A 25,858-nucleotide genomic window follows, 5' to 3' on the forward strand; every position below is an offset into this window, starting at 1 on the left:
AGCTAACTGGTATAGGTGCCTGTCACCCGAAAGAAGGTTCACATCGTGAAGCGCCTTAAGGTTCATTATGCGTGGATTATTTTAATATTGACGTTCTTGGCGTTGCTGGCTGCACAGGGTGTACGTTTGTCGTTCGGGGCGTTCATGGCGCCATGGGAGCATGAGTTTTCTGCGAATCGCAGTGTCATATCCTTCATTGCCTTCGTCAGCTATATTGTTTTTGCCATTTCACAGCCGTATGTTGGCAGGCTGATTGACAAATATGGCATCCGCTATATTCTATCCTGCAGCATTTTGGTGATCGGTTTTTCAACACTTCTCACCTTTTTCACCACTAATGCCGTCCAGCTGATTATCATCTATGGTGTAATCGCCTCGGTTGGTTTTGGAGGTGCATCCAATGTTGCGGGAACGATGGCGGTGGCGACCTGGTTTGCCGATAAAAAGGGTATGGCCATGGGACTGATGTCTGCAGGCACTGCAGCAGGACAGCTTATTCTTGTCCCGCTGTCCTTATTCCTAATTGACCAGCTCGGGTGGAAGACAACTGTGCTCGTGCTCGGCTGCTTTTTGATTGTATTCATTTTTCCGCTTCTTCTGCTCTTTATCCGTTCGAACCCGGCTGATCTCCATATCGAGGCTTATGGAGCGAGGGTGAGTGATAATGAGAAGGGAAGGCAAAAGGAAGCACCAAAAGGAACGCTATCAATATTCCAGCTCTTAAAGCGAAAAGAATTCCTGTTTCTCATGCTCCCGTTTTTCGTGTGCGGCGTCACCACTACAGGCCTGATGGATACCCATCTTATTCCCTTTGCCCAGTATTGCGGATTTACGCCTGGCGTTACCGGAGCCGCTGTCAGTCTGCTGGCCGGCTTCAACATTCTCGGCACAGTCGTATCCGGGTTTCTTGCAGATAGGTGGAATTGCAGAGGGATCCTTGCCTTTCTCTACGGAGTACGGGCCCTGACAATTGTTCTTCTGCTCATCATCGTAAATGATGCTTCCCTGTTTGGCTTTTTCGTCACTCAATCTCATTTGTTGATTCTGTTTGCCATCAGCTTTGGGATTGTCAATTTTGCCACTGTCGCACCGACCATGAAACTGGCTGCGGAATATTTCAGGCATCTGTCCGCCGGAGCGGTGATTGGCTGGATTTATTTGAGCCATCAGCTGGGTTCTGCTCTTGGTTCCTTCGTCCCTGGTGTCATATTTGATCTGACAGGGAGCTATGACAGTTCTTTCATTGCATCCATCATTCTTCTTGTTCTGGCATCCGCCTTAAGCATAATGCTTCCGAGACCAGGAGCAGACTATCAGTATGCGAACAGCAGGGAATTAGCGGAAAATCGTTAGGAGCTTAAAATCGACACTTTATTTCTCATCGGTTAAAATATTAATATTGAAATAACAGTTCGGTTAGGGGAGACAGGCATGCATCGTAATCATGATCTATATCAATTTTTCCTTGAAAAAACCTGGGACTTAACAGAAGAATGGTATAAAAATGTGGACAAAGAAGAGAGCGGCGGGATATATACATCAGAAGACCCTGCTGTGATTGAACGAGTAAAGAAGCAAAATTACGAATTCCACAAGCAGTTCTCCGAAGTCTTCCATAAAGAAGAAGAAGCTTTCTTTCGTGAGCTGGAAAGCTGGATTGTCAAAGTGGCGCAGGATGATGAACACCTCCGTACGCCTCTGGAGATGATCCTGCAGGAGTTCTTTAACACCCAGGAACAGTATTTGAACCTGCTTGAGCAGTTTGTTGAAATCAGCCAGGGTCAATATGATGAAAAACAAATTGCCTTATGGCGCAGGATGATCATTAGAACCATCGGTGAGGTGGTAACCTGGTTCACGGAGGAGTATAATAACCATTCCCAGAAGAGGCTGCAGGCACAGCAGGCTTTAATCCTTGAACTAAGTTCCCCGGTCATTTCCCTGACAGAAGATATCGCACTTCTTCCTCTTGTCGGGGATATTGATACAGCACGAGCGAAAATCATGCTTGAAAATACACTTCAGCAGTGCAATAAATTAGGTGTCAGCCAGCTGTTCCTTGACCTTTCAGGCGTAGTCATGATTGATACTATGGTAGCCCATCAGCTTTTCCAGCTGATAGAAGCGCTAAGCCTGATCGGCGTAAAGACGACAATCTCCGGCTTAAGGCCGGAAATTGCCCAGACTGCAGTACAGCTCGGTTTGACATTTGATCATGTCAGCATCAAATCCACACTATCCAGTGCCATTAAATCAGCAAACATAATAGCATGGTAATAAAAAACACGATGAAGGATGCCTTCATCGTGTTTTTGCGTCTATTCCAATCCTTTAATGGTCATTTCCTTCACAGGCAGGAATGCCTCACCTGTATCCAGATAGTTCACGTCCACCTGATCGCCTTCCTTCAGATAAATGGCCATCGGCACGGTTTCAGATGAAACCACATAGCTCTGGCGGTTATCCAGGAGGAATGATACGACTGTGAATTCGCCGGATTTCTCCTTGTACACCCGCAGTACAGTGCCGCTCACCTGTTTCTCCTCTGCTTTTGAGCTTCCGTCTACCGTGCCTCCGCCTCGCTGCAATGCGGTTTTATATAAACGCAATGCTTCATTTGGCGTTGTCCCGTAAGCAGATATTTCCGGATTGGCAGCTGATACAATAAAGTAGTTCTGCAGGAATCCGTTGGCATCAAGCACAGGCGTCAGCCAGCTCGCTTCCCCGTAGAAGTTATACAGAACAGGCATTTCACCGCTCCATTTTTTCTCGATGAATTTCTTCTCGATAATCTGGAGGGCACCCTGCGAATCCATATAAGATTCCTCAAGATTACCTGTAAAGAAGGTCGCTTCGCCCGTCCTTGAATTTGTCAGAGAATAGCCAAGCATCGAATCGACGCCTTCTTTGGGACTTGTAAAATCTGTGAAGTAATACATGTCGCCATTTTCATCAAAAATCGGACTCACATTGGCTTCTGTTCCTTCATCCGATGGAAGCCTAACATCTGACTTTCCGAATTTGCTGTTCCAGAAGCCGTGGACATAATTCCCGAAATAGCTGTTCTGCAGACTGACAGTTTCAGGGGAAACAGCTCCATCCACAAAGGCCGGCACATCCGCAAGTTTATAGGACTCCGTCTGTCCGTTCAGCGGGTCAACCATGACCACCCCTTGAACATCAAAGCCATTTCTCGCCGAAATAAACTCTCCATATGAACGGATATAAAACGGCTTTCCGTCGTCATCCACCTCCAGCTGCACATCTCCGTAAAAAATGGCCTGCGGATACTGCATCCGAATATGGCGCTCAATATTTTTATTAAAATAAGAGGATGGTGTATACACCATATCACTTTTCACAAACTTTGGATTGGCAGAGGAGTCAGTTGCGCTGATTGTAAAATAGCCAGGTGTTTTATCTCCATTCCACCATTTGAAAAAGCCCGAAAACTCTACAGGCGCTATATAAACATATTCTCCATTGACTTTCTGGATCTGCAGGCTGCCAAGCTCATAATAGCTCGTATTCGGAACCTGCCCGAAAGCCTTCTTCATCTTATTGCGTGCAAACTGCGGCGGCACGCTTGCCGGTGTTTCTTTTTCATCAAACGTCTCAATCTCCGTTTTTTCATTCATTTTGGCACTTTCATATTTATCATCTGCGTTGAATAGAAAAGCTGTCAGAAAGAAAATCCCTGCAATCAGACTGACGGCAAACACACCTGTTTTTATCATTCGTTCCCTGCCTGTCGCAAGAACAGCTCCAATTAATGAAGCGATAACCGCAAACAGCCATAAGCTGGTCAAATTCCGGTCCAGATTGGTGAAATAATACACGGCAAAAACAAGCAGCACAGATACAGCGGCGGTGCAGGCCATAATTCCGGTCCCCAGTTTCCTGCCTTCCTTTTCCTTTGCCTTTGCCTTCGGTTTATAGCTGAACGGAATCAGCAGGATAGCAACCGCCAGTCCGGCAATCAGTGAAAAAATAAAAATATTTCCCATAAGAATCTCTCCTAAAGTAAGTTCTTTACTATTTAATACGGACGGCAGACAAAAAAGTTTCATATAGAAAAAACTACCACTCCAAGTTACTTGCGGTGTAAAATTACACTATATAAACGGTTAGGAGTGACAAATATATGAAAAAATTACTGCTGATAATAGCAGGCTTGTTAATTCTGGCTTCACCCGTCCTTTTTCTTTATGTATTAAATAATGGCAATCCCATCATGAACAAGTGGATAACCCATGAGGTGAAGAAGCATCTGGATGGAACAGACTATGACGAAAGTGATTTTCAGGAACACAGCTATAGCATACCTAAGATGGACATCAATCATGATTTTTACCATACCCATTATTATGTCATTTTCAAAGATGAACCGAACATAATCTATTACTATGGCAAAAAGAAGTGGTTTGGGGATGTTGTTCAGTTTTGTGAAAAAGAGGACGCTTCCACATATGAGTTTGTAACGGGGAATACGGAACATAGTGAAGAAGTCTGTGTATCGATGCTGGATAACCGTTAAAAGAAAAAGGATTCTTCCGCCTTGAACCAGAATAGGTTTAGCATTACATACTTAAGGAGATTTTTTATGATCAAATATGAATTTGCCTTACCGGATCAGGATCAATTATTTCAGTTATATGAAAATGACGGCTGGAATGAATTTTTGAAGCTGCCGAAAGAAAAACTGCATAAGGCGATGGAGCAGAGCTGGCTGGTGATCAGTGCCTATGATGGAGATTGCCTGATCGGGACAGGGCGCATTATTTCAGACGGAGTGATTAATGCCTATCTTTGCGGATTAATCGTTGATCCAAGTTATCGCAGCCAGGGCATCGGAAAGGAAATGGTGCGCAGGCTGGCAGTGGAGTGCTCGAAGGCACGGCTGCATGTACAATTGATGGCTGAGGAAGAGAAAGCGGGCTATTATGAAAAGCTGGACTTTGAGGTTTTTACCTTAGGCTTGAAGTATAAGTTTTCAGGCTAAAGTTGTAGCCATTTTCAGTCAGAACGGCGATTTAGCATAAAGTTTCCAGCATTAAAATGGGTAATGTAAAATATGAGAAACGGAGGCAATTCTAATGGAAAAATATATATGCAAAACGTGCGGAACGCAATTTCCGCCTTCGGTCCATCAGCCTGAAAGCTGCCCGATCTGCATGGAAGAGCGCCAGTACGTTGGACCCCGTGGCCAGGAATGGACAACATTACATGAAATGACGGAAAGCCAAATTTATATAAATGAAATACAGAAGGAGGAATCCAATCTTTACAGCATGAAAACAGTGCCGGAGTTTGCCATCGGCCAGACAGCTTATCTTATTCAGCATAACGGTTTTAATCTGATGTGGGACTGTATTACCTATCTCGATGAGCACACGATTGACACCATAAAAGATCTAGGCGGATTAGACGCAATCGCACTGTCCCATCCTCATTACTATTCAGCTCAGGCGGAATGGGTGGAAACATTCAATGTGCCGATCTATATACACGAAGACGACAGGGAATGGGTGATGAGGGACAGTGAACATATTATTTTCTGGAGCGGAGAATCGCTCAAAGTTCAAGATGGCCTGGTCATCCACCGCCTTGGCGGACATTTTAAAGGCGGTGCTGTCCTTCATTGGGAAAATGGGAGCCAGGGCAAAGGCGTTCTGCTCACCGGCGACATCATTCAGGTTGTCGCAGATAGTGGGTGGGTCAGCTTCATGTACAGCTACCCGAATCTCATCCCTCTTCCGGCTGAAACGGTAGAACGAATGGCTGGCAGAATAAAAACGCTATCATTTGACCGGATCTACAACGCGTTTCACAGAGTTATAGAAAAAGAGGCAGACCTTGCAGTGCAGCGGTCAGCTAAACGCTATATAAAAGCAGTCCGGGGCGAGCTTTTTCAAACCTAATATTGGCTCTGTAAATAGATATTTAGTAAAATAAGGTAATAGAATGGGAGGGAACGCGATGTTAAAAAAACCTAAATCCAATGAATATGCACCCTATTATGAGAAATATGTCAGCTCCGTACCGGAAGGGGACCTGCTGCAGATCCTCGATGTGCAAATAAAGGAAACGATGAATCTGGTAAAAGACCTGAATGAAGATCAGGCTCAATTCCGTTATGCTCCGGAAAAATGGACCATTAAAGAAGTTATCGGCCATATCACAGATACCGAACGCATCATGAGCTACCGCCTGCTTTGCATTGGCAGAGGGGAGATGGCCAAGCTGCCTGGCTATGATGATAATGAGTATGTGAAGAATGGGCAATTCAACCGTTTCAGCATCCGGGAACTGGTAGAGCAGCTGTCCTATGTACGCCAAAACACGATTGCTCTACTAAAAAGCATGGATGATGAGTCACTGCTAAGGAGAGGGAATGCAAACGGCACGGAAGTAACCGCCCGGGCCATCGCCTATATTATTGCCGGCCATGAACTTCATCACCGCACCTTCATTAAAGACAGGTATATGGGTGCAGAAGGCTTTGGTGGAACACATTGAATAAGCATGAAATAGTGAGCTGGCTGAAATCCCTTCTGATTGCCTTTGGAATCGCTATGGTGATCAGGGTCTTCCTTTTTTCACCTTACTATGTGGAAGGAGCCTCCATGGATCCGACCCTTCATGACGAGGAAAAAATATTCGTAAATAAATTTGAAGAACTGGACAGAGGCGATATTGTCATCATCAAGGGCGAAGAAAAAAACTATGTTAAAAGATTAATAGGATTCCCCGGCGATGAATTGGAGATGAAAGATGACCATCTGTATATAAATGGCAAGCAGTGGGATGAAGACTATCTCTCGGAAAATCGCAAAGCAGCAGAAGGAATTGTCAACAAACTGACCGGTGACTTCGGCCCTCTAACTGTTCCGGAAGATCACTATTTTGTGATGGGCGACAACCGCCTTGTCAGCCTGGACAGCCGTAATGGACTCGGATACATCGAGAAGGAGCGGATTATCGGTGTCAGCGAATTTGTCTGGTATCCTTTTTCAAACGTAAGAAAAGTAGATTAGCTTCAGGAGCGGCAAGCACCGCTCCTTTTACATAATAGGGGGGATCTTGTGGAATTGTTTCTTCAGGTAGCTGCCTATTTTATCTTTGCTGCCGGGTTTTTTTATTTCTTTTTCGGCGGAGTAAGTAAACCGGCTGGAAAATACGCGCTAAGGCACAAGAGATTTATCTTTTTGATCAGCTTCTTAATACTGAGCGGATATTTCTGGTTCGGCAGATGATGAGGGTGAAGCCTGTATGCTGGAGCCACTATTCTATTTGCAGATTTCGACATTCTATTTATGAAAGCTGCCCTTCTATTTGCATCCTCCAAAAGGAAATTGCCTATTTTAATTAAATACCGAAACAAGTGAAAAGAAAGGGCGTGTTACAGATGACAAAAATCGGATTGATCAGGCACGGGATTACAGCCTGGAATAAGGAGGGACGGGCACAGGGAAGCTCGGATATTCCTCTCCATGAAGAAGGATTGGCTGAGGCGGAACGCCTGGCAGAACGGCTTGGCCGAGAAAGCTGGGATGTGATTTATTCAAGCAATCTCCTGAGGGCAAAGCAGACTGCGGAAGCCATCCAGGAGAAAACCGGTTCCATTCCCCTTCACCTCGATCCCCGAATAAGGGAAGTCGGCGGCGGGATGATTGAAGGCACAACCGAAGCAGAGCGTCTTGAAAAATGGGGCAAAGACTGGCGGGAAATGGACCTCGGTTTTGAGCCGAAAGAAAGCATCATTCATAGAGGACTTGAGTTCCTCCAGGAAATCACAGATAAGCACCCGGGCGAAAACGTGCTGATCGTAAGCCACGGTTCCTTCATCCGCCATCTGTTAAGGGAACTTGTGCCGCACACGGATCTGTCCTCCCCGCTGAAAAACACATCCATCACAAAGCTTTTGATCAAAGATAGTCAGTGGATCTGTGAGCTGTATAACTGCACGAAGCATCTTGAGGTGAAGCAGATAGAATCATGTTAAGCCAGTAAAAAACAGCAGGCTGCCGCTGCTGTTTTTTTATTCATTATGTATCTTCGACTTAAAGTTCGGAAATGTAAACCTGAAAACAGTGCCTTTACCCACTTCGCTTTTGACGCGAACATTGCCATCCATGGCCCTTACAATACTGAACACGACCATCATACCGAGACCGGTCCCTTTGGAGCCTTTTGTAGAATAGTAGGGTTCACCTAAACGCTGAAGCTGATCGGACGTCATGCCGACACCGGTGTCTTTTATTTCGATGGTGATCTGGCTGCTGCTATAGTGTGTTTCTATGTATAATTGCCCGCCGCGCGGCATGGCCTCGATTGAATTTTTAATTACATTCAGAAAGCATTGGTGGAATTTTTGCCGATCACCTTTAATCGATCCGAGGAGGGCAAAATGGGCATTAATCTCTACGGAATTCTGATTGGCGGTCGGTTTTAATATATTCATGACTTGCATTAGTTCTTTTTTTACATTAATTTCTTCGATCTTATCTAAGGAAGGCTTGGAAAAGGTTAAATAATTTTGAATGACCTGTTCCGCCGATTCGAGTTCTGCTTTCACGATGCCCAAATACTCAACCCTTTTTCGCGGCGGCAGCCGCTGTTCCTGTAATAGCTGTACAAATCCAATTGCAGCCGTCAGGGGGTTGCGGATTTCATGTGAGATGGCTGCTCCCATTTGCTCCACAGCTTCAAGCTTTTCTGCCCTTACGAGATTTTCACGGATATCCAGATTTCTTTTGGCAAACTCGAATACATATGAAATCATGAAGACACCCAATGGCGGAATCACCAGGTAGGCAAACCAGGCATCAAACCGGTTCTGTGGCGGCACCGATAGTTCCATAACGACAACGGTCAGCACACTTAAAATCAGGGTTATGATAATCGAAAGGCGAATCCTTTTTCGCGGCACCTGCTTCCAAAACCAGGGATAGAGTCTCCAAAGAATAATCCCGAGGGGCAAATATAAAAGAATATTAGAATAAAACCCAGGTTCTACTCCATAAAAACTTCTCATCAAAATCACAGACCCGGCCAATGCGGGGCCGATTCCCGCATATAAACCGCCGATGATGACAGGTATCAATCGTAAATCAAAAAAGTAATGCGGGCTTGGCTGATAGGAAAACTGAAAGCATATCCAGATCATGAACAAAAGCCATATAAAAGAGCAGCCTTTGGAAAACCGGAATTTAGAGCTTTTTTCCGCCCATACCAGCACAATAAACAAGATGACGATCAAGAGCGATAGATTAAAGAAAAAATGCTTTGTGATTTCCACCGTTTCACCTGCCTCTTTGTGAGGTTATAAGAAAATTCTATATTGTTTTACTATTTATGACAATACTCATTTGCTTTTTTTATATAATATTGTCAGAAAATACAAAATTGTCGAGGGTGAAGATTAATATTTCAATGCGAGTGAAATATGGTTTGCCGAAACCTCTTTGTTATTTATTTTAAAAAGATGTATCATTCTAAATTTTTAGAACATATAATAAAATTAAAATAAATAAATAGATTAGAAAGGGTGAAATCCTCTTTGGATTTAATCAAAAAAACGATGGAGATTAATCTGGAACAGCAGAAGCTGATATCCAGCCCGCTAAGGATAAAAATTATTTACCTCCTCGCTAAAAAAGCCATGACAGCCAAACAGGTTGCTGAAGAGCTAGGGAAGTCTGCAGGAAGCATTCATTACCATATTCAGCAGCTTTATAAAGGCGAAATACTGGAGATTGAGGAAACGAAAGAAAACAGGGGAATTATCGAGAAGTATTACCGTTCAAAAGCGACGCAATTCAACTTGAAAGAAGAGAAAGGGCAGGAAAAAGGATCCAGCAGATCAATGGGAATAAGCATCTCCCTCACAGATGATGAATTAAAGGATTTTCAGGACGATTTGTATGATCTGATGGTTAAATACATGGAAAAAAGCGTAAAGGGGGCTATAAAGCGCAATTCATATGAAATCTCCTGCAGCTTCAAATTGCTTAATTCCGAGGAGGAAGATTAGATGGAAACCCAGATTAAAAAAAATATAACACTGTTTCTGACAGGGAAAATGACAGCAGTGCTCGGTTCCTCCATTTACGGTTTTGCCATTGGCTTATATATCCTTGCAGAAACAGGATCCAGTCTGAACTTTGCCATAACCCTCATTCTTAGTGCACTGCCAAGAATCCTGCTTTCCCCTGTTGCGGGCGCCCTCAGTGACAGGTGGAATCGCAAAAAAATCATCATTATTTCCGATTTTGCCTGTGCCGTCTGGCTGCTTGCCATTTTGCTGCTGTATCTTTTTGTCACACAGGAAATCTGGCTCCTCTACACAGCCACAGCTGTTCTAAGCATTTTGAATACCTTTTATTCAGCGGCAGTCACTTCAGCGATTTACAACATGGTCGGTCCTGATACTCTGCAAAAAGCGATGTCACTCAATCAGGCCGCAGCTTCATCATCCGCCATCTTGGGACCTGTTCTTGGGGGCGTCTTCTTTGGCATCTTTCATTTATCATTCTTCATGCTTATCAACATCATCGCCTTCACAGTCTCTGGCATCACCAGTTTACTAATTCAATACAATCTATTTGCAGAGAAAAAAGAAAGACTAGAAGAAAAGAGTATGATCTACGATCTGAAAATGGGCGTTTCATATGTGAAAAATCAGCCGTTCATTAAAAATCTCATTATCATTAGCATCTGGCTGAATTTTTGGTTCGCGGTTTTTCCCGTTGCGATGCCTTATCTGGTTCTGACTGTGCGGGAAATGAGTTCCCTTCAGCTGGGTATTATTGAAGGGGCCTTTTCCGTCGGGATGCTGATTATGTCGGTCGTTCTATCTGCCCGTCCCGAGGTAAAGAGAAAAGAAGTAACCATCTTTGGGGGCGTAATGGCCATGTCCCTCATCATTGCACTGCTTGGCCTCCCGAATTTTCCTGGCTTAATGGGCATTTCAAACAGTATCATGTTTCCTTTTTTAATTGGTATGGTCCTGCTGTTATCATCAGTTATCATGGTAATCAATATTCCGGTGATGGTTTTACTGCAAAAGGGCACGCCTGATGCCTATCGGGGCAGGGTTATGTCACTCCTTGAAACAGGAGCAAGTGCCATGACACCACTCGGCTTTATCTTTTTTGGCTTCCTGCTTGAAAAAATGCCTGTCTGGATCCTGATGGCTGCATGCGGAGGCTGTATTCTGGTGCTCATCCTGTATCATCTGCAAAAAAGAACCTTTATCCAGCTGCTGAGAGATGCAGATCAGCCTAAAACAGAGATTAGCCCACAAGCCTGAGAGAAAGCAGTTTTCCGCTGCTTTCTTTTATTTTGCCGTTTATCGCCTAAGTTCTGGGGTATTTCAACATATAGATACATAGTTTGAATCGTAGCCCAGAAGCAATTGCTTCTTATATATAAGGAGGAAAATCATTTGAAACAAGATCCGGAAAACAAAGGTGTAAATGAGCACAGCAAGGACAGGCAGCTTGAAGAGTTTCGCATGGATAATACAGGAAAGAAGCTTACGACGAACCAGGGAGTCAAGGTTTCGGAGGATGAGCATTCGTTAAAAGCTGGTTCCCGCGGCCCGACCTTGATGGAGGACTTTCACTTCAGGGAAAAAATGACGCATTTTGACCATGAGCGCATCCCGGAACGGGTTGTCCATGCCCGCGGTTTTGGCGCACATGGCTACTTCCAGGTGTATGAACCCATGGCAGAATATACCCGGGCAAAGTTTCTGCAGGATCCATCTGTGAAAACCCCGGTCTTTGTTCGCTTCTCCACAGTTGCAGGCTCCCGCGGCTCGGCAGACTCTGTACGTGATGCCCGCGGCTTTGCAACGAAGTTTTATACCGAAGAAGGCAACTACGACTTAGTCGGCAATAATATTCCGGTGTTTTTCATTCAGGATGCCATCAAATTCCCTGATCTGGTTCATTCATTCAAGCCGGAGCCGCATAACGAAATGCCGCAGGCTTCAACGGCCCATGATACGTTCTGGGATTTTGCCGCCAACAATACTGAAACAGCCCATATGATCATGTGGACAATGTCAGACCGTGCCATCCCGCGCAGCTTCCGCATGATGGAGGGCTTTGGCGTTCACACGTTCCGATTTGTGAACGAGCAGGGCAAGGCACGTTTTGTGAAATTTCACTGGAAGCCTGTTCTGGGCACACATTCCCTGGTTTTTGATGAAGCCCAAAAACTTGCCGGAAAGGATCCGGATTTCCACCGACGTGATCTTTGGGAAGCCATCGAAATGGGGAATTACCCTGAATTTGAGCTTGGAGTTCAGATGATTGAGGAGGAAGATGAATTCTCCTTTGACTTTGATATTCTGGATGCAACAAAGCTATGGCCGGAGGAAATGGTCCCGGTTAAGATCATCGGGAAAATGACCCTGAACCGTAACCAGGATAATGTATTTGCTGAAACAGAGCAGGCCGCGTTCCACCCGGGACATGTCGTACCTGGCATTGATTTTTCAAATGACCCGCTGCTGCAGGGACGTTTATTTTCCTATACCGACACCCAGCTGATCCGCCTTGGCGGTCCGAACTTCCATGAGATCCCGATCAATCGTCCGGTCTGCCCGTTCCACAATAATCAGTATGACGGCTACCATCGCATGACGATTAATAAAGGGCCGGTTGCCTATCATAAAAACTCGATGCAGAATAATGATCCAAGCCCTGCCACAGCAGAAGAGGGCGGCTATGTTCATTACCAGGAAAAAGTCGAAGGACGCAAGGTGCGCGAGCGCAGCGACAGCTTCAAAGACCATTACAGCCAGGCGAAAATGTTCTGGAACAGCATGTCTGAAGTGGAAAAGCAGCATATGATCGAGGCGTTCCGCTTTGAAGTGGGCAAGGTGATGAACAAGGATGTGAAGCAGCAGGTTGTAGACATGTTCAGCAATGTGGATAGCTTCCTTGCCGAGCAAATTGCCCTCGGAGTTGGCGTAAAAGTGCCGGATGCTGCGAATGAATCCAAAGTGACGCTCTCTTCGCCTGCTCTTAGCCAAATGAACACAGCTAAATCACCTAAGACCCGGAAAGTCGCCATTCTCGCTGATAATGGATTCAACTATTCTGAAGTCAAAAGCGTAATGGAAGCTTTGAAAGGTGCAGGAATCATGCCGGAGATTGTCAGCAAAAACCTGGGCATGATCAAAGGAGACGGCGGAGAATTGGAAGCAGTGAAAACATTCCTGACCTCTCACTCAGTAATGTATGACGGCATCTATGTGGCAGGAGGAAAAGAAAGTGCTGAAGCCCTGAAGAAGGTGCCGCAGGCCAAGGAATTCGTCAGCGAAGCCTACAAGCATCTTAAAACCATTGCGTTTGGCGGCGAAGGAGCCGAACTGCTGCCTCCAGAAGCAATGAACACGCTGGGGCAATCACAAACCCTATCGGAAATGGGAATCGTCGAAATCAAAGCCGGCGATGCATCCGCAAGCGAAAATTTAATTAATAGCATTGCCATGCACCGGCACTGGGGACGTGCCATATAAGGTGCCATCGAAGCCAGCTGCCCGTTATGGGGAGGCTGGCTTTTTTCTGATTTCTTGATAGATAAAGGACTGACCGATATAGTTGGAAACTGACCGATAAATATGATGAAGTGATTTTGGCCGGTAAATTCCCCACTTTGGCCGGTATTTTCCTAAACTTGGCCGGTGAAACGGCAAAATAGGCCGGTAAATCCCCCATTTTGGCCGCTATTTTCATAATTCTGCTCCGGTCTGCCAGCAGCCGCATAAAATTTTCCCAACATGCAGGTATTCCCCTTCTAAAATAAGAATTCTTTAATACAAACCTGCCAAAACAAAGCAAAAAATGACAGGAAGACAAAAAGAGAAAAAGGTAGGATATAATCAAGGGAGTGATCAGTAATGTCATGGATCGTATCGCTGCAGAAGGCGATTGATTATATAGAGGAGCATTTGCTGGATGAGGATCTTTCCATCGGGAAAGCCGCGGAGGAAGCCAACTCCTCCGTATTTCATTTTCAGCGTACATTCGCCATTTTGACGGATATGCCGGTGGGCGAATATATACGGGGAAGAAGACTGACCCTCGCAGCACAGGAACTGGTCCGAACAGACCGCAAAGTGATTGATCTTGCCTATAAATACGGCTATGACACTCCCGAGGCTTTTACTAAGGCTTTCCGCAGGCAGCATGGCATGACCCCGACTGAAGCAAGAAATTTCTCCGGAAAGCTGAAATCATATAACCGCCTGGTAATTCAGGTGAGTCTGAAAGGGGCAGAACCAATGCAATATGCAATTGTCAAAAAAGAAGCTTTCCAAGTAGCAGGAATCAAAAGGGAGTTCTCATTGTGCAATGAAGAGAATCTGGCCGGCATCCCGAAAATGTGGGATGAAGTGAATAGCAACGGGACTGCTGACAAGCTATTTATGCTGAATAATGGCGAGATTAAAGGAGTTCTCGGTGTGTGTGTCGATAACCGCAGCAAGAAGCCTGACAGCATGGATTATTGGATCGGGGCAAGCTTTAAAGGCGAAAAGCCTGACAGCTTCGAGTGCCTGGAAGTCCCGGCCTCCAAATGGGCGGTATTTGAAGTACATGGCGCCATGCCGCATGCCATGCAAAACACCTGGAAAAAAATCTTCTCAGAATGGTTTCCATCCAGCGGCTATGAACATGCTGCTGCACCGGAGCTGGAAGTCTATACGGCAGGTGATGCTTCCAATTCTGATTATTATTCAGAGATCTGGATCCCGGTAAAATAAACAGGAAAACCTGCAGACGCCATATCTGCAGGTTTTATTTTACACTTTCTTCTTCGGGATTTTTCCAATCCCCAGCTCCTTCGCTTCTTTCTGCAGAGCCTTGATCAGACTGAAGGTCATTAATGCCATGATGACGGAGAAAGGAAGAGCTGCTGCAATCATCGTATTCTGCAGTGCTTGAAGCCCGCCGGAATAAAGCAGAACCAATGAGATGGCAGCAAGCAATATTCCCCAGACCATTTTTATCTTATTGCCAGGATGGTGTGAGCCATTTGTTGTCATCATTCCTAAGACATATGTGCCGGAGTCGGCAGAGGTAATAAAGAATGTACAAATGAGCAGAATGGCGATAACAGAAAGGATCGTTCCCATCGGCAAGTTGGAAAATACACCAAATAAAGCTTCCTCAGTAGCCAATTCGGAAATTTTGGCAACACCGTTATGCTCTTGCATCATTGCTGTCCCGCCAAAAGTTGCAAACCATATGAAGCCTATTAGCGATGGCACAAGGAGGACCCCAAAAACAAATTCCCGGATGGTTCTCCCTTTTGAAACACGGGCGATAAAAATCCCTACGAAGGGTGCCCAGGCAATCCACCAGGCCCAGTAAAAAATCGTCCAGGCATTAATCCATTCCCTGACTTCTGGATCTAACGGCGCAATTCTGAGGCTCATGCCAGGCAAATTCTGCAGATAAGACCCAAGTGTATTGGTGAACAGGTTTAAGATGAACAAAGAAGGTCCCAGGAAAAAAGTGAGCAAAAATAGAATCACTGCTAAAATCATATTGGCATTGCTCAAGATTTTGATGCCCTTGCCAAGTCCAGACCATGCGGATATCATGAAAAGAACCGTAACAATAGCCACAATAATGAACTGGACTGTAATGCTAACCGGTATGCCAAAAAGATAAGACAACCCTCCGTTAATCTGCACAGCCCCAAACCCAAGTGTCGTTGCCACACCAATCACAGTCGCAACCACTGAAAGAATATCAATGATCTTCCCTGTTGCTTTCTGTGTATGGTCGCCTAAAATCGGCTTTAAAGTGGCACTGATCAAACCAGGTTCCCCGTGGCGGAAAATAAAGTAAGCCAAAACAAGCGCCACAATTCCATAAATCGCCCATGCATGGATTCCCCAATGGAAGTAAGTATATCTCATGGCATGCCTAATGGCCTGGTCAGTCCCTACCTCTCCGCCAGTTGGAGACCCAACTGCATAGTGATAAATCGGTTCAGCTGCACCCCAGAAAACCAGGCCGATCCCCATTCCCGCACTAAACAGCATCGCAAACCAAGTAGGGCGGGAAAATTCGGGTTTGTCATCCGGCTTCCCAAGCTTAATTCTGCCTAATGGACTTATTAAAAAGTACAAATTAACAATAACGATAAATGATACAAGAATTAAATAATACCAGCCGAATTTATCGGTGATAAAAGCCTGTACATTTGCGGTCACTCTCTCCAGCGAATCCGGGACAAAAACACCGAATAAAACAAGCAATAATAATATGCCCACCGATATATAGAAAACCATTAAGTTCTGCTTCACATACAATCTCCTTTCTTCTAATACCGCTTCCATTAGGATTAAATATATGGCAAGTAATTATGCGGAGGAAAAAGAAATTTGCAGGAAATTACCATATGCTGACGAAATTCCATAGGTATCTGGACAAGGAGGTAAGAGAATATGCTGACATTATTTCGCTATAACTGGCAAGTGCGCGATGAGTGGTTTGAATGGTGCCGCCAGCTCTCAGCCGAAGAGCTGAATGCCAATCGGACTGGAGGAGTTGGGGGCATTCTGGAAACCCTTTTTCATATCGTGGATGTAGAATACAGCTGGATTTGTGCCATTCAGGGCAAGGAAGTGAAAGACCCCCTGTTTTCCGACTATGATGAACTGGAAAAAGTAAGGGCACTTTCTGAAGAATACCGCATGGAATTAGAAAGTTTTTTTCAGGAGGAATGGCCGGTTCCATATAATGAGTTTGTTACACCGCCATGGATGGAGAGGCAATATAAAAAGGGAGATATCCTGAATCATGTCATTGCCCATGAAATCCATCATATCGGCCAGCTGTCTGTATGGGCAAGAGAGATGAATCTAACGCCGATATCAGCAAATCTGATAGGAAGGAACTTGAATCAAATAAGGGGAATGGAAAATGATCAGAAGGCTAACTGAACTAGACGATGAAATTTGCTTCAGCTTTTTAAAGCAGCAGCCGGCTGAGAATCTGTTTATTATTGGAGATATTGAAGCATACGGCTATGAGCAGGAATTCCAAAAGGTGTGGGGAGAGTTCGATGAAAGCGGAAATTTAATCGCAGTATTATTAAAATATGAAGAAAATTACATCCCCTTTGCAGCAGGAGATTTTGATGCCAGGGGGTTTGCGGAAATCATGCTCGGGGATCCGAATCTTGGGATGATGTCTGGCCTAAAAGCTGTAACTGCAAAAATTGAACCTCATCTTTCAAATCGCATAAAAAGAAAACGGGAAACTTATTATGCAAAGTGCGTGGAAATAATGGACGAAGGTATTGATGCATCAGCAGTTTGCCAGGCTGGCCCTGAAGATGCTGAACAGCTGGTGGAGCTTCTGAACAGCATTCCTGAATTCAGCGATTCAGCCATTACTGTTGAACGAAAACGCAGGGGTCTAAAGGATGGCTCATCCCGTTCTTTTTTTATTACGGAGGAGGGAAAAATGGTCAGCACCGCTTCAACTGCAGCCGAAAATTCCCTTTCTGCCATGGTCGTCGGCGTCGCAACAGATCGTAATTACAAAAAGAAAGGCTATGCCACCCAATGCATGGTCAAGCTCTGCCGCCAGCTTCTTTCGGAGCATAAAGAACTATGTCTGTTTTATGATAATCCGGCTGCCGGCACCATCTATAAACGCATCGGGTTTGAAGATATCGGTTTTTGGATGATGTACACGATAGAAAAGGAAATGTCCTGATCCAGGGCATTTTTTTTGCGGGAAAATTTTAAAAAAATCGTCAAATAGGACATATATCACCGAATTAAATAATGAGCTTCCATAAAATAAAGTTTGGGGGGATTTGAAAATTTTATTGGAGGGGTAGGAATGTATCAGCAAATCGCCATGTATGCGACTGTTTTCTTTGTGTTCCTGCTGGCGCTGGCATTTGCGTTTGTCTACGGAGAATCCAAGCGCAGCGGAGAGTATAGCACCATCCCAGGAAAAAGGATATAAAATCAGGAAATTCTATTTTCTCGGGCTAATTGCCATTATGGCTTTTGCCACTGTCATGACGCTTGGCAGGCTGCCGTACGACAGCAATCAGGCCGAAGCGGAAGGCTTAAATGAAGGGATAGTAGTGAAGGTAACTGGAATACAATATGCGTGGGAGATGAGTGAGGAAACATTTAAAGCAGGGGACAAGGTCCAATTTGATGTGACGGCTTCGGATGTTACCCATGGTTTTGGCTTATACAATGAGAATATGGAGCTTGTTGCACAAACTCAGGCAATGCCTGGATATACGAATACAGTTTATTATACTTTTAAAGAACCTGGAACTTATCAAATATTATGCCTTGAATACTGTTCAGCCGGACATCATGTGATGGTTAAAGAAATTGTTGTCGAACCGGAAGGGGGAGCTTCTGATGAATGAAGCGATTCACCCATTAGCCAGGAAAACAGTGGTCTGGCATCTGGCTGTAACTTCACTTGTCTTAATTCTTATGATGATCTTTGGTGTTATTATGCTGATGAATCAGGGTGAAATGATCAGCATCACGCCGCAGTGGTTTTATAAAATCATGACTGCGCACGGAACAGGCATGGTCGGCATCGCTGCATTGGGAGGAACGGCCATCTTATGGTACTTCCTGTCTAAATACGTAAAACTGAACCCTGCCATCCTCATTGTAAACTTTGTCCTTTTTTTAACCGGAGTCTCGATGGTTCTCATCGCCATTTTTGTCTTTGACTTTTCCGATGGCTGGACATTTTTATATCCGCTTCCTGCTCAGTCAGCCAAAATGTATGGGGCGGCAGGTGCGGTATTCTTCTTATCGGGCATGCTGGTTCTTGGCTTTGGTTTTTTAATTCTTTACATGTACCTGGCTGCGAGACTGACAGCAGTTTATGGGGGCCTTGGAAAGGCACTCGGATGGGATATCATTTTCAGGGGGAAAAAAGGATATGGTCCGCCTGCTGCTGTCGTGGCGACTGCCATGGTCATCATAACCAATTCGACTGCACTGCTGGCAGGAGCCACGGTGCTGGCGGCATCCCTCGTAAATATTATCAACCCGGCCGTCACGATGGACCCCCTGCTTGCCAAGCATCTCGGCCATATCTTTGCCAATTGCACCATCTATATGGCTGTTATTGCCGTCTATGAGGTCCTCTCAGAATATACAAAACGACCGTGGAAAGCTAACAAGGTTTTTTTAATTGCGTGGAACTGCTCGACACTCTTTACCTTAATGATCTATACGCACCATTTACTGATGGACTTTGCGGTGCCAAAATGGATGCTCATCATCGGGCAGGTGTTTTCCTATGCAAACGGCTTGCCCGTTATGGTCGTTACAGCCTACGGAGCGCTGATGATTGTCTACCGCTCGCGGATGAAATGGGACTTTACATCAAGCCTGTTTTTCCTTTCCATGTTCGGATGGGTGGCAGGAGCAATCCCGGCTATCATTGATGCCACCATTGTCGTCAATCATGTAATGCATAACACGAAATGGGTTCCGGGCCATTTCCATACGTATATGGGAATGGGTGTAGTCGCCATGATTATTGGGTTTATGTATTATTTTAATAAGACCGAAGGCAATCAGGAGCACAGGGGAATCGATACGTTCACCATTGCTCTCTATTTTGTTTTTTTTATGGGACTTGTGGGCTCTTTCCTTTATGCAGGCGGAATCAGTGCACCAAGAAGATGGTCAGAACACCTGCCGCAATGGGTGCTGTCCGACCAGGTAGGCGCAGTCAGCGGAATCTTTATCGTTCTGGCCGCAATCATCTTCACCGCAAGATTTTTTTCCGGGTTAAGATGTGTTGGCAGTCAGGTTCCTTACCAAAAAAAATCAGCAGCTGGCTGAGAAATAGGCGCTCTGGAGATTCTTCTCCAGGGCTTTTTTTATGATATAGTGATAATTAAGAATATTATAAATACATAAAGGTGATCTATGAAAATATTTAATTGGAAAATGGCGTCCTTTCTGCTGACAGGGATTGGAATATCCAGACTGGGAGATTTTATTTACCTGATTGCTATTAATTTGATTGTCTATGACATGACCGGATCAGCAGCTGCTGTAGCAGGATTATGGATCATAGGTCCAGTCACTTCCGTTTTAACCAATTCATGGAGCGGAGGCTTGATAGATCGGAAAAATAAAAAGAGCATTATGATTTGGACGGACTTGGCCAGAGCCATGGGTGTAGCTCTGATACCATTTCTCGGAAGCATTGGCTTCATTTATGCAGTCCTCTTTCTAATCAGTATGGCGAAGGCTCTATTTATGCCGGCTTCCGCAACGTATATAGCCAAGCTGGTTCCAATTGAAAGCAGAAAAAGGTTCAACTCCATCAACAGTCTTGTTACCTCAGGCGCTTTTATCGTGGGGCCAGCCATCGCAGGCGGATTATTTCTGATTGGAACCATCGAAACTGCCATCTATTTAAATGCGGCTTCCTTTGTCTTTTCAGCTGTCATCATCTGGGTGCTTCCAGATATGGATAAAGATTTAAAGTCCCCTTCTGTACAAACATCAGCCTATGAAACGCTCCGGGATGATTGGAAGCAGGTTATCATGTTTGCCGGGAGAGAGGTTTTTATCATTTCTGTTTACGGGTGTTTTCTGGCATTCGGTTTGTTCTCGCTCGCAATGGATTCCCAAGAAGTTGTGTTTATCCAGGATGTTGTGGGGCTGACAGAAGCGGATTATAGTTTCCTTGTCAGCATCAGCGGGATTGGTTTTGCGCTGGGAGCTCTCTTTATCACCATCGTTTCAAGAATGCTTAGCATCAAACAGCTCATGGGCTATGGCATGCTTTTGACCGCAGCGGGTTATCTGATTTATGCATTGGCAGACTCCTTTATGCTGGTGGTCATGGGATTCACTGTACTGGGCATTTTTAATGCTTTCTCAAGTGCGGGATACCAAACCTTTTATCAGAATAATGTGCCTGTGGAAATTATGGGCAGAATGACAAGTGTGATCGGTGTCATCCAAAGCTTTGCTCAGATTATCCTGCTCTTTGGAATCGGTGTTCTCGGAGATCTGTTTCCGCTCCGTTATACGATTGTCATTTTAGCAGTCCTGAATTTAATCCTTTCTCTTTATGTCTGCCGGCAGCTGCTGAAGCCGGGGAAGCAGCAGTATTTTTCAGAAACAACCTCCTCTTAAAAGAAACGCCGGCCCAATTGGACCGGCGCGGGCATTAATTCCTCATAATGATATAAATCAAATACATAATGTAAGAGGCTGCGAGAAAGCCGCCCTCATATTTTCCTACAGCATAATGGCTTCTTGAGAAGATGAGGAGCACAAATGTGATTAAAATTAATATCGTAATATCGACGAATATCTTAGGGTCCACAGGGAGCGGTGATATGGCGGCTGAAGCCCCGAGGACAAACAGGATGTTAAAGATATTGCTCCCAACAATATTTCCAAGAGCGATTTCACTTTCTTTTTTTATGGCTGCGGCGACAGAGGTCACCAGTTCCGGCAGAGAGGTTCCGATGGCAACAATCGTTAAGCCAACCAATGTTTCACTCATTCCCAAAGAGTAAGCAATCTCTGTACTGCTTCTGACTACCAAATCACCGCCAAAAATAATGGCAGCCAATCCGGCAATCGTCAAAAGGCTTTGCTTCGTCCATTGTCCAGCGCTTGTTTTTATAGGATCAGCATGGGTACTGCTTCGGCTTTCCCGGGCCACTTCAAATAAATAGTACATGAATACAGCAAAAATCAGCAGCAAAACAAGGCCATCACTGCGTGAAACCACATTGCTGCCGATTGAGTCCAGATATGTATCACTAATGAAAATCATAAGTGCGGCAGTGGCAAGCAAAGTGAATGGAATCTCCTTGCGGATGGTGGTGCTCTCCACTTTCAGGGGAAAAATCATGGCGGTAATGCCGACAACCAGTGTGATGTTAAAAATATTACTGCCGACGACATTCCCGATAGCCACATCGGCATTGCCATCGAGCGCTGCCAGAATGCTGACTGTGGCTTCAGGCGAACTTGTTCCAAACGCAACGATTGTCAGCCCGACCAGCAGCGGAGAAATCTTGAGAAACCCGGCAATTTTTGAAGCGCCATCCACAAAGAAGTTTGCCCCTGCTATTAAAAGGGCAAATCCTATGATCAGAAGTAAATATGACACTTTTCGAAGCACCTCCTATAATTACTATGATTATCCAATTATGGATTGTATTTAGTAAATCTTCAACTAAAAGCCACCGGAATGTTATGCCGGCGGCTTCGTTTGTTTTTCCGCTTCTTTTTTGAGCTCCTCATACCAGATCTGAGTTTCTGAGGAATCTTTGCTGTTAACAAATATCTGCTCATCTTTGACCTCAATGTATAGAATGGGCGTATGCTCTTTTTGGATGAATAATAGGCTGCTGCCATAGCCAGTCACTTTGAAATGTCCCTGTGCAAGAGTAGGGAGGCCGATACCATTTTGTTTCCAGGTTACTTCAGGCATCTCCTCCAATAATTGTACGGACTGAATATCCCGATAATCCCACTTATCTCCGTACATCCCGGAGATTTCAAATGAATCCTCCTCTAATGCCATTTCATAGCCTTTATGACTGGAGACGGTCAGATAAACGATAGGGCCAAACGTTACAATGAAGAGAATGCTGGCAATTATATAACTGCGTTTTCTTTTGGCCGGCACTTCATATCTGGATAAGTAGACGAGTCCGCCAAGCAATATGACCAGCATGAAGCCGAATTGCGCTTCGGCTGCGAATCTGAATTCGGTAAACGAGAGAGGCAGGAGCACCAGCATTCCGATAGCGGTGCCTATAAGCAGGCTTCCGATTTTTTGCGGATACCTGTTTTCTATTAATGATTCTTTCTCTTCTTCGGGCCGCGATGCGAATCCGGAAATGAGCCAGTAAGCCTTTTTGAATCTTACAGCCCACCCGAGAATCAGGAAGAGCGCGATCACGGCAATTTGTGTAATGACAAGTCCGATCATGGGAAAAACCTCCTTACTATTCTTACGGAGAAAACCGCCGTTTTGTTTCGTATTTGGTATAATAATAAGACAGTATCTTTTAAAAAATGTATTGAAATAAGGGGAGGAACATCCTTGAAAAGCAAAAATATTTTATTTTATATATTGCTGGTACTTTTGCTCACTACCGTTGTCAGCATTGTTATGGGCTATCATACCTTCGGCTTTGGGGTAGGGTTTCTGTTCGCATTTCTGTCTCTTTCCACAGGATATTTCTATTCCATGAAAAACCGGGAATATATGCATCAGAATTATCATGCCGACTATGTGGACCGATTAAAGAACGATAAAAAGATCTAAGAGCGGTTCCGCTGGCATTCAGCACTCCTCTATTATATGCTTAATTTAAAATGAATAGAGGAGGCTGGCCATGAGAAACAAGGAAAAGATGGGGCTGCTGCTGGATGTGGAGACGACGGGACTTGGACCAAATTCCGATGAAATCATCGAACTGGCATTAAAGCTGTTTTCCTACCGTGCGGATACAGGGGAGATCCTTGATATTAAGGATAAAGCTGCATTCCTGCGGGAGCCCATAAGCAAATCGGCCAAAAACAATTACAGCCGCGCTTTTAGAGTTCACGGAATTCCTTATGAAGCTGTCAGCGGTAAATGCTTTGATGATATCAAAATAAAAAAATATTTCTTTCATGCCGATTCCGTTTTCGCTCATAATGCATCCTTTGACCGCAGCTTTTTATACCGGATGTATCCTGAAGACATCAACGAATTAAAATGGTATTGCACAATGAGAAGTGTCCCATGGAAGGAATATGGTTTTACAGACAGCAAGCTGCTGACGCTCCTTCAGTCCCATCAGATTGCAGAAAGCCAGACGCATAGGGCTATGGATGATATTACATACCTCTTAGAACTGCTGAAAAAAACAAATCCTGCCGGGGATTTCTATATGCGTGATGTTCTGGCAAAAGGTCCGATGAGAAAATACCAGCCTGCGATTCAGGGCCGGCTTGGTTAAAAGGCAATACAGCAAAAGAGTGCACTCAGGCACTCTTTTTTTTGGCAATTTTTCTTTCCTTATTCACTCTTCAGCAGGGGCAGTATGATTTTCACTGTCGTTCCCTTGCCAATATCGCTGTCATATTCTATCGTTCCTTGCATTTCACGGATGATTTTGTTCGTAACCATGCTGCCAAGTCCAGTTCCCTTCGTCTTTGTTGTATAAAAAGGCAGTCCGATATTCTCTAATTGCTCGGATGTCATGCCCCGGCCGTTGTCTGAAATGGTTATTTCAACCGTGTTGTGAAAATAATCAGCAGAGGTGAAAATTTGAATCCTTCCCTTTTCCGGGACTGATTCTATACCATTCTTGATCACATTCATGATGGCCTGTTTTAGGTGGTGTTCATCTCCCTGCACATAAAAAGGCCCTTTATCCGCGTATTCAATCACCACATTGGCATAAGAAGCAAGGGGTCTCATGAGCAGTACGCAATCCTGAATCACGTCATGCAGGGGGACATTAGCCAGATGGAACTGCTCGGGCTTTGAGACTTTTAAATAGTTTGTAATGATGCTGTTTGTACGATCCAATTCCTCAATAATGAGCGGGGAGAACTTTTTTAAGCTCTCATCCGACGTATCCTGGCTCAAATATTGAATGAAGCCCCTCACAGTGGATAAAGGATTTCTGATTTCATGTGCGATGGAAGCTGCCAGCTGGCCGACCATTGTCAGCTTATCCATATACATCATTTCACTGATCTGTTTATTCGTTTTGAAAAGATTTTCGATGACAAAAATAAGTGCAATAAATGTCAGGTAAAACGCAACGAAGTAAGTCAGGTAAAAGAATGTATCAAGAAAAATGACGGCTGTGGCAATGATGGATATATATAAGTAAAAATAAAAGAACAGAATAAAAGAACCAGTCACTACCCGATGGCTGGAATTAAGAAACACTCGTCTTAGGGAAAGGGTAATCACAAATGCCAGAATGGAAACCAAAATTCCAATATAAATGAACTGTCCGCCTATTAAATAGCGGGTAATGACGGTACTCAGCATCACAATAGAGCCGGGAAGCCATCCTGTATACAGCGTCACGATCATGATGGCGACCATGCGCAAATCAAAATGGGTTTCCCCCAGCGTTTCAATAGGATAAAACATGCATAAAAGTGCTCCGAATGAGCCGAGAAGTCCGTAAATCAATTTTTGTTTAAGGGTAAGAGGGGTCTTTGTCTGATATGGAAAAAACAAATTCCCGTTAAACGTAAATGAAAAAAGTATTGTAATGTTTACCAGTAAAGGCTTGATCAGTGTAACCAATAGTCTCCTCCCAGTATAACCAAATCTAGTGTAAGGGAACTGTCCCTATTAACGTAAAATTTGTTTTACCCGGCCAACCTGTCCATCTTCGAGTCTCACTTTTATACCGTGCGGGTGAGAAGGTGACTTTGTTAGAATGTCTTTCACTATTCCTTCTGTCAGCACACCTGTCCGCTGATCCTTTTTAAGAACAATTTTTACTTTTAACCCAGGCGCGATTGCAGCGCGATTCTGCCCTTCCATTATACACCCGTCCGTTTCCGCTGGTTATTGGTCTTCTTTGTCTGCTGGCTTTTCAATGCTTTCGCCGATTTAACCGGAGTATTATTGAACTTTCCGCCTGCCTGCTCTTGTTTTTTATTCATAAGCTGCTGTTTCATTGCTTCTTTTAAGCTGATTTTTTTTCGATTATTGTCTTCTATATGAGTCATGTTAGAGTCTCCTTTATCTACATATCCCTCTATTATAAATCATTAAACAGTTAAAGGAAATTTCACAGAGAAATAATCTTT

Annotated in this window: 29 protein-coding genes; 21 read left to right on the forward strand and 8 right to left on the reverse strand. The window is 44.5% G+C overall.

Going from position 1 to position 25,858, the window contains the following annotated elements; translation table 11 throughout:
- The first annotated feature begins 45 nt into the window (after positions 1-45).
- Together MKY20_RS25995 and MKY20_RS26000 are read left to right on the forward strand one after the other, a co-directional pair.
- Positions 46-1,353 (forward strand): MFS transporter, encoded by a 1,308-nt coding sequence (locus tag MKY20_RS25995; RefSeq protein WP_256816157.1) that lies wholly within the window; start codon positions 46-48, stop codon positions 1,351-1,353.
- A gap of 78 nt (positions 1,354-1,431) precedes the next feature.
- Positions 1,432-2,277, forward strand: a complete 846-nt coding sequence (locus MKY20_RS26000; protein ID WP_009335061.1) for an STAS domain-containing protein — start codon at positions 1,432-1,434, stop codon at positions 2,275-2,277.
- Between the two features lie 41 nt (positions 2,278-2,318).
- Here the strand turns inward: MKY20_RS26000 and MKY20_RS26005 are convergent, their stop codons facing one another.
- Entirely contained in the window at positions 2,319-4,007 is a 1,689-nt protein-coding gene (locus tag MKY20_RS26005; protein ID WP_251156771.1) for a hypothetical protein, read from the reverse strand.
- Positions 4,008-4,144: 137 nt separating this feature from the next.
- Here MKY20_RS26005 and MKY20_RS26010 point away from each other — a divergent pair, with 137 nt between their 5' ends.
- From MKY20_RS26010 to MKY20_RS26040, 7 genes are all read left to right on the forward strand, one after another.
- The gene (locus MKY20_RS26010; protein ID WP_217025808.1) at positions 4,145-4,537 is read left to right on the forward strand and encodes a DUF3139 domain-containing protein; all 393 of its coding nucleotides are present in this window, start codon (positions 4,145-4,147) and stop codon (positions 4,535-4,537) included.
- Positions 4,538-4,603: 66 nt separating this feature from the next.
- Positions 4,604-5,002, forward strand: a complete 399-nt coding sequence (locus MKY20_RS26015; protein WP_217025807.1) for a GNAT family N-acetyltransferase — start codon at positions 4,604-4,606, stop codon at positions 5,000-5,002.
- 94 nt (positions 5,003-5,096) lie between these two features.
- The gene (locus MKY20_RS26020; RefSeq protein ID WP_251156772.1) at positions 5,097-5,921 is read left to right on the forward strand and encodes an MBL fold metallo-hydrolase; all 825 of its coding nucleotides are present in this window, start codon (positions 5,097-5,099) and stop codon (positions 5,919-5,921) included.
- Between the two features lie 58 nt (positions 5,922-5,979).
- Positions 5,980-6,519 carry a DinB family protein gene (locus MKY20_RS26025; RefSeq protein ID WP_019382633.1) on the forward strand — a complete coding sequence of 180 codons (540 nt, stop codon included), beginning with the start codon at positions 5,980-5,982 and terminating at the stop codon, positions 6,517-6,519.
- Positions 6,516-7,037, forward strand: a complete 522-nt coding sequence (gene lepB / locus MKY20_RS26030; protein ID WP_009335055.1) for a signal peptidase I — start codon at positions 6,516-6,518, stop codon at positions 7,035-7,037. Before MKY20_RS26025 ends, lepB begins: the two co-directional genes overlap by 4 nt.
- Positions 7,038-7,085: 48 nt before the next feature.
- Positions 7,086-7,256, forward strand: coding sequence for a hypothetical protein (locus tag MKY20_RS26035; RefSeq protein WP_251156773.1), 171 nt, complete (start codon positions 7,086-7,088; stop codon positions 7,254-7,256).
- 152 nt (positions 7,257-7,408) lie between these two features.
- Positions 7,409-8,005 (forward strand): histidine phosphatase family protein, encoded by a 597-nt coding sequence (locus MKY20_RS26040; RefSeq protein ID WP_034297348.1) that lies wholly within the window; start codon positions 7,409-7,411, stop codon positions 8,003-8,005.
- Between the two features lie 36 nt (positions 8,006-8,041).
- Here MKY20_RS26040 and MKY20_RS26045 read toward each other — a convergent pair whose 3' ends face one another.
- A complete protein-coding gene (locus MKY20_RS26045) occupies positions 8,042-9,301 on the reverse strand; it encodes a sensor histidine kinase (protein WP_009335053.1) in 1,260 nt (419 codons plus the stop codon).
- 261 nt (positions 9,302-9,562) lie between these two features.
- Between MKY20_RS26045 and MKY20_RS26050 the strand changes: the two genes are divergently transcribed.
- The 4 genes from MKY20_RS26050 (at position 9,563) to MKY20_RS26065 (ending at position 14,782) form a co-directional block, all read left to right on the forward strand.
- Positions 9,563-10,036: an ArsR/SmtB family transcription factor gene (locus MKY20_RS26050; protein ID WP_019382628.1), complete on the forward strand. Its 474-nt coding sequence runs from the start codon at positions 9,563-9,565 to the stop codon at positions 10,034-10,036.
- Positions 10,037-11,314: an MFS transporter gene (locus MKY20_RS26055; RefSeq protein WP_251156774.1), complete on the forward strand. Its 1,278-nt coding sequence runs from the start codon at positions 10,037-10,039 to the stop codon at positions 11,312-11,314.
- 135 nt (positions 11,315-11,449) lie between these two features.
- On the forward strand, positions 11,450-13,537 hold the full coding sequence (locus MKY20_RS26060) for a catalase (protein ID WP_251156775.1): 2,088 nt from the start codon (positions 11,450-11,452) through the stop codon (positions 13,535-13,537).
- Positions 13,538-13,918: 381 nt separating this feature from the next.
- Positions 13,919-14,782: an AraC family transcriptional regulator gene (locus tag MKY20_RS26065; RefSeq protein ID WP_061791927.1), complete on the forward strand. Its 864-nt coding sequence runs from the start codon at positions 13,919-13,921 to the stop codon at positions 14,780-14,782.
- A 39-nt stretch (positions 14,783-14,821) separates the two neighbouring features.
- Here MKY20_RS26065 and MKY20_RS26070 read toward each other — a convergent pair whose 3' ends face one another.
- On the reverse strand, positions 14,822-16,336 hold the full coding sequence (locus tag MKY20_RS26070) for a glycine betaine uptake BCCT transporter (RefSeq protein WP_061791928.1): 1,515 nt from the start codon (positions 16,334-16,336) through the stop codon (positions 14,822-14,824).
- Between the two features lie 141 nt (positions 16,337-16,477).
- Between MKY20_RS26070 and MKY20_RS26075 the strand changes: the two genes are divergently transcribed.
- From MKY20_RS26075 to MKY20_RS26100, 6 genes are all read left to right on the forward strand, one after another.
- A complete protein-coding gene (locus tag MKY20_RS26075) occupies positions 16,478-16,975 on the forward strand; it encodes a DinB family protein (RefSeq protein WP_009335047.1) in 498 nt (165 codons plus the stop codon).
- Positions 16,956-17,756: a GNAT family N-acetyltransferase gene (locus MKY20_RS26080; RefSeq protein WP_159344289.1), complete on the forward strand. Its 801-nt coding sequence runs from the start codon at positions 16,956-16,958 to the stop codon at positions 17,754-17,756. Before MKY20_RS26075 ends, MKY20_RS26080 begins: the two co-directional genes overlap by 20 nt.
- Positions 17,757-17,885: 129 nt before the next feature.
- Positions 17,886-18,014: a hypothetical protein gene (locus tag MKY20_RS26085; protein ID WP_284951606.1), complete on the forward strand. Its 129-nt coding sequence runs from the start codon at positions 17,886-17,888 to the stop codon at positions 18,012-18,014.
- Between the two features lie 37 nt (positions 18,015-18,051).
- Positions 18,052-18,438, forward strand: coding sequence for a hypothetical protein (locus MKY20_RS26090; RefSeq protein WP_251156776.1), 387 nt, complete (start codon positions 18,052-18,054; stop codon positions 18,436-18,438).
- Complete coding sequence (locus MKY20_RS26095; protein WP_251156777.1) at positions 18,431-19,885, forward strand: cbb3-type cytochrome c oxidase subunit I; 1,455 nt, start codon at positions 18,431-18,433, stop codon at positions 19,883-19,885. Before MKY20_RS26090 ends, MKY20_RS26095 begins: the two co-directional genes overlap by 8 nt.
- An 87-nt stretch (positions 19,886-19,972) precedes the next feature.
- A complete protein-coding gene (locus MKY20_RS26100; RefSeq protein WP_009335043.1) occupies positions 19,973-21,196 on the forward strand; it encodes an MFS transporter in 1,224 nt (407 codons plus the stop codon).
- A gap of 34 nt (positions 21,197-21,230) precedes the next feature.
- On the opposite strand, the gene MKY20_RS26105 is transcribed toward MKY20_RS26100, so the two are convergent.
- Entirely contained in the window at positions 21,231-22,187 is a 957-nt protein-coding gene (locus MKY20_RS26105; RefSeq protein WP_009335042.1) for a calcium/sodium antiporter, read from the reverse strand.
- A gap of 84 nt (positions 22,188-22,271) precedes the next feature.
- Positions 22,272-23,015: a DUF3784 domain-containing protein gene (locus MKY20_RS26110; RefSeq protein ID WP_061791934.1), complete on the reverse strand. Its 744-nt coding sequence runs from the start codon at positions 23,013-23,015 to the stop codon at positions 22,272-22,274.
- A 114-nt stretch (positions 23,016-23,129) separates the two neighbouring features.
- Here MKY20_RS26110 and MKY20_RS26115 point away from each other — a divergent pair, with 114 nt between their 5' ends.
- Together MKY20_RS26115 and MKY20_RS26120 are read left to right on the forward strand one after the other, a co-directional pair.
- On the forward strand, positions 23,130-23,354 hold the full coding sequence (locus MKY20_RS26115) for a hypothetical protein (RefSeq protein WP_009335040.1): 225 nt from the start codon (positions 23,130-23,132) through the stop codon (positions 23,352-23,354).
- Between the two features lie 70 nt (positions 23,355-23,424).
- Positions 23,425-24,033, forward strand: coding sequence for an exonuclease domain-containing protein (locus tag MKY20_RS26120; protein WP_009335039.1), 609 nt, complete (start codon positions 23,425-23,427; stop codon positions 24,031-24,033).
- Positions 24,034-24,092: 59 nt separating this feature from the next.
- Here MKY20_RS26120 and MKY20_RS26125 read toward each other — a convergent pair whose 3' ends face one another.
- From MKY20_RS26125 to MKY20_RS26135, 3 genes are read right to left on the reverse strand one after another with little or no spacing between them, the layout of a single operon-like run.
- Positions 24,093-25,346, reverse strand: coding sequence for an ATP-binding protein (locus tag MKY20_RS26125; RefSeq protein WP_009335038.1), 1,254 nt, complete (start codon positions 25,344-25,346; stop codon positions 24,093-24,095).
- Between the two features lie 48 nt (positions 25,347-25,394).
- On the reverse strand, positions 25,395-25,589 hold the full coding sequence (locus MKY20_RS26130) for a YwbE family protein (protein ID WP_009335037.1): 195 nt from the start codon (positions 25,587-25,589) through the stop codon (positions 25,395-25,397).
- Positions 25,589-25,777, reverse strand: a complete 189-nt coding sequence (locus tag MKY20_RS26135; protein ID WP_009335036.1) for a hypothetical protein — start codon at positions 25,775-25,777, stop codon at positions 25,589-25,591. The genes MKY20_RS26130 and MKY20_RS26135 overlap by 1 nt, the downstream gene beginning before the upstream one ends.
- Positions 25,778-25,858 lie beyond the last annotated feature (81 nt).

It is taken from the genome of Cytobacillus sp. FSL W8-0315 (assembly GCF_038002905.1).
Taxonomy (GTDB): Bacteria; Bacillota; Bacilli; order Bacillales; family Cytobacillaceae; genus Cytobacillus; species Cytobacillus pseudoceanisediminis.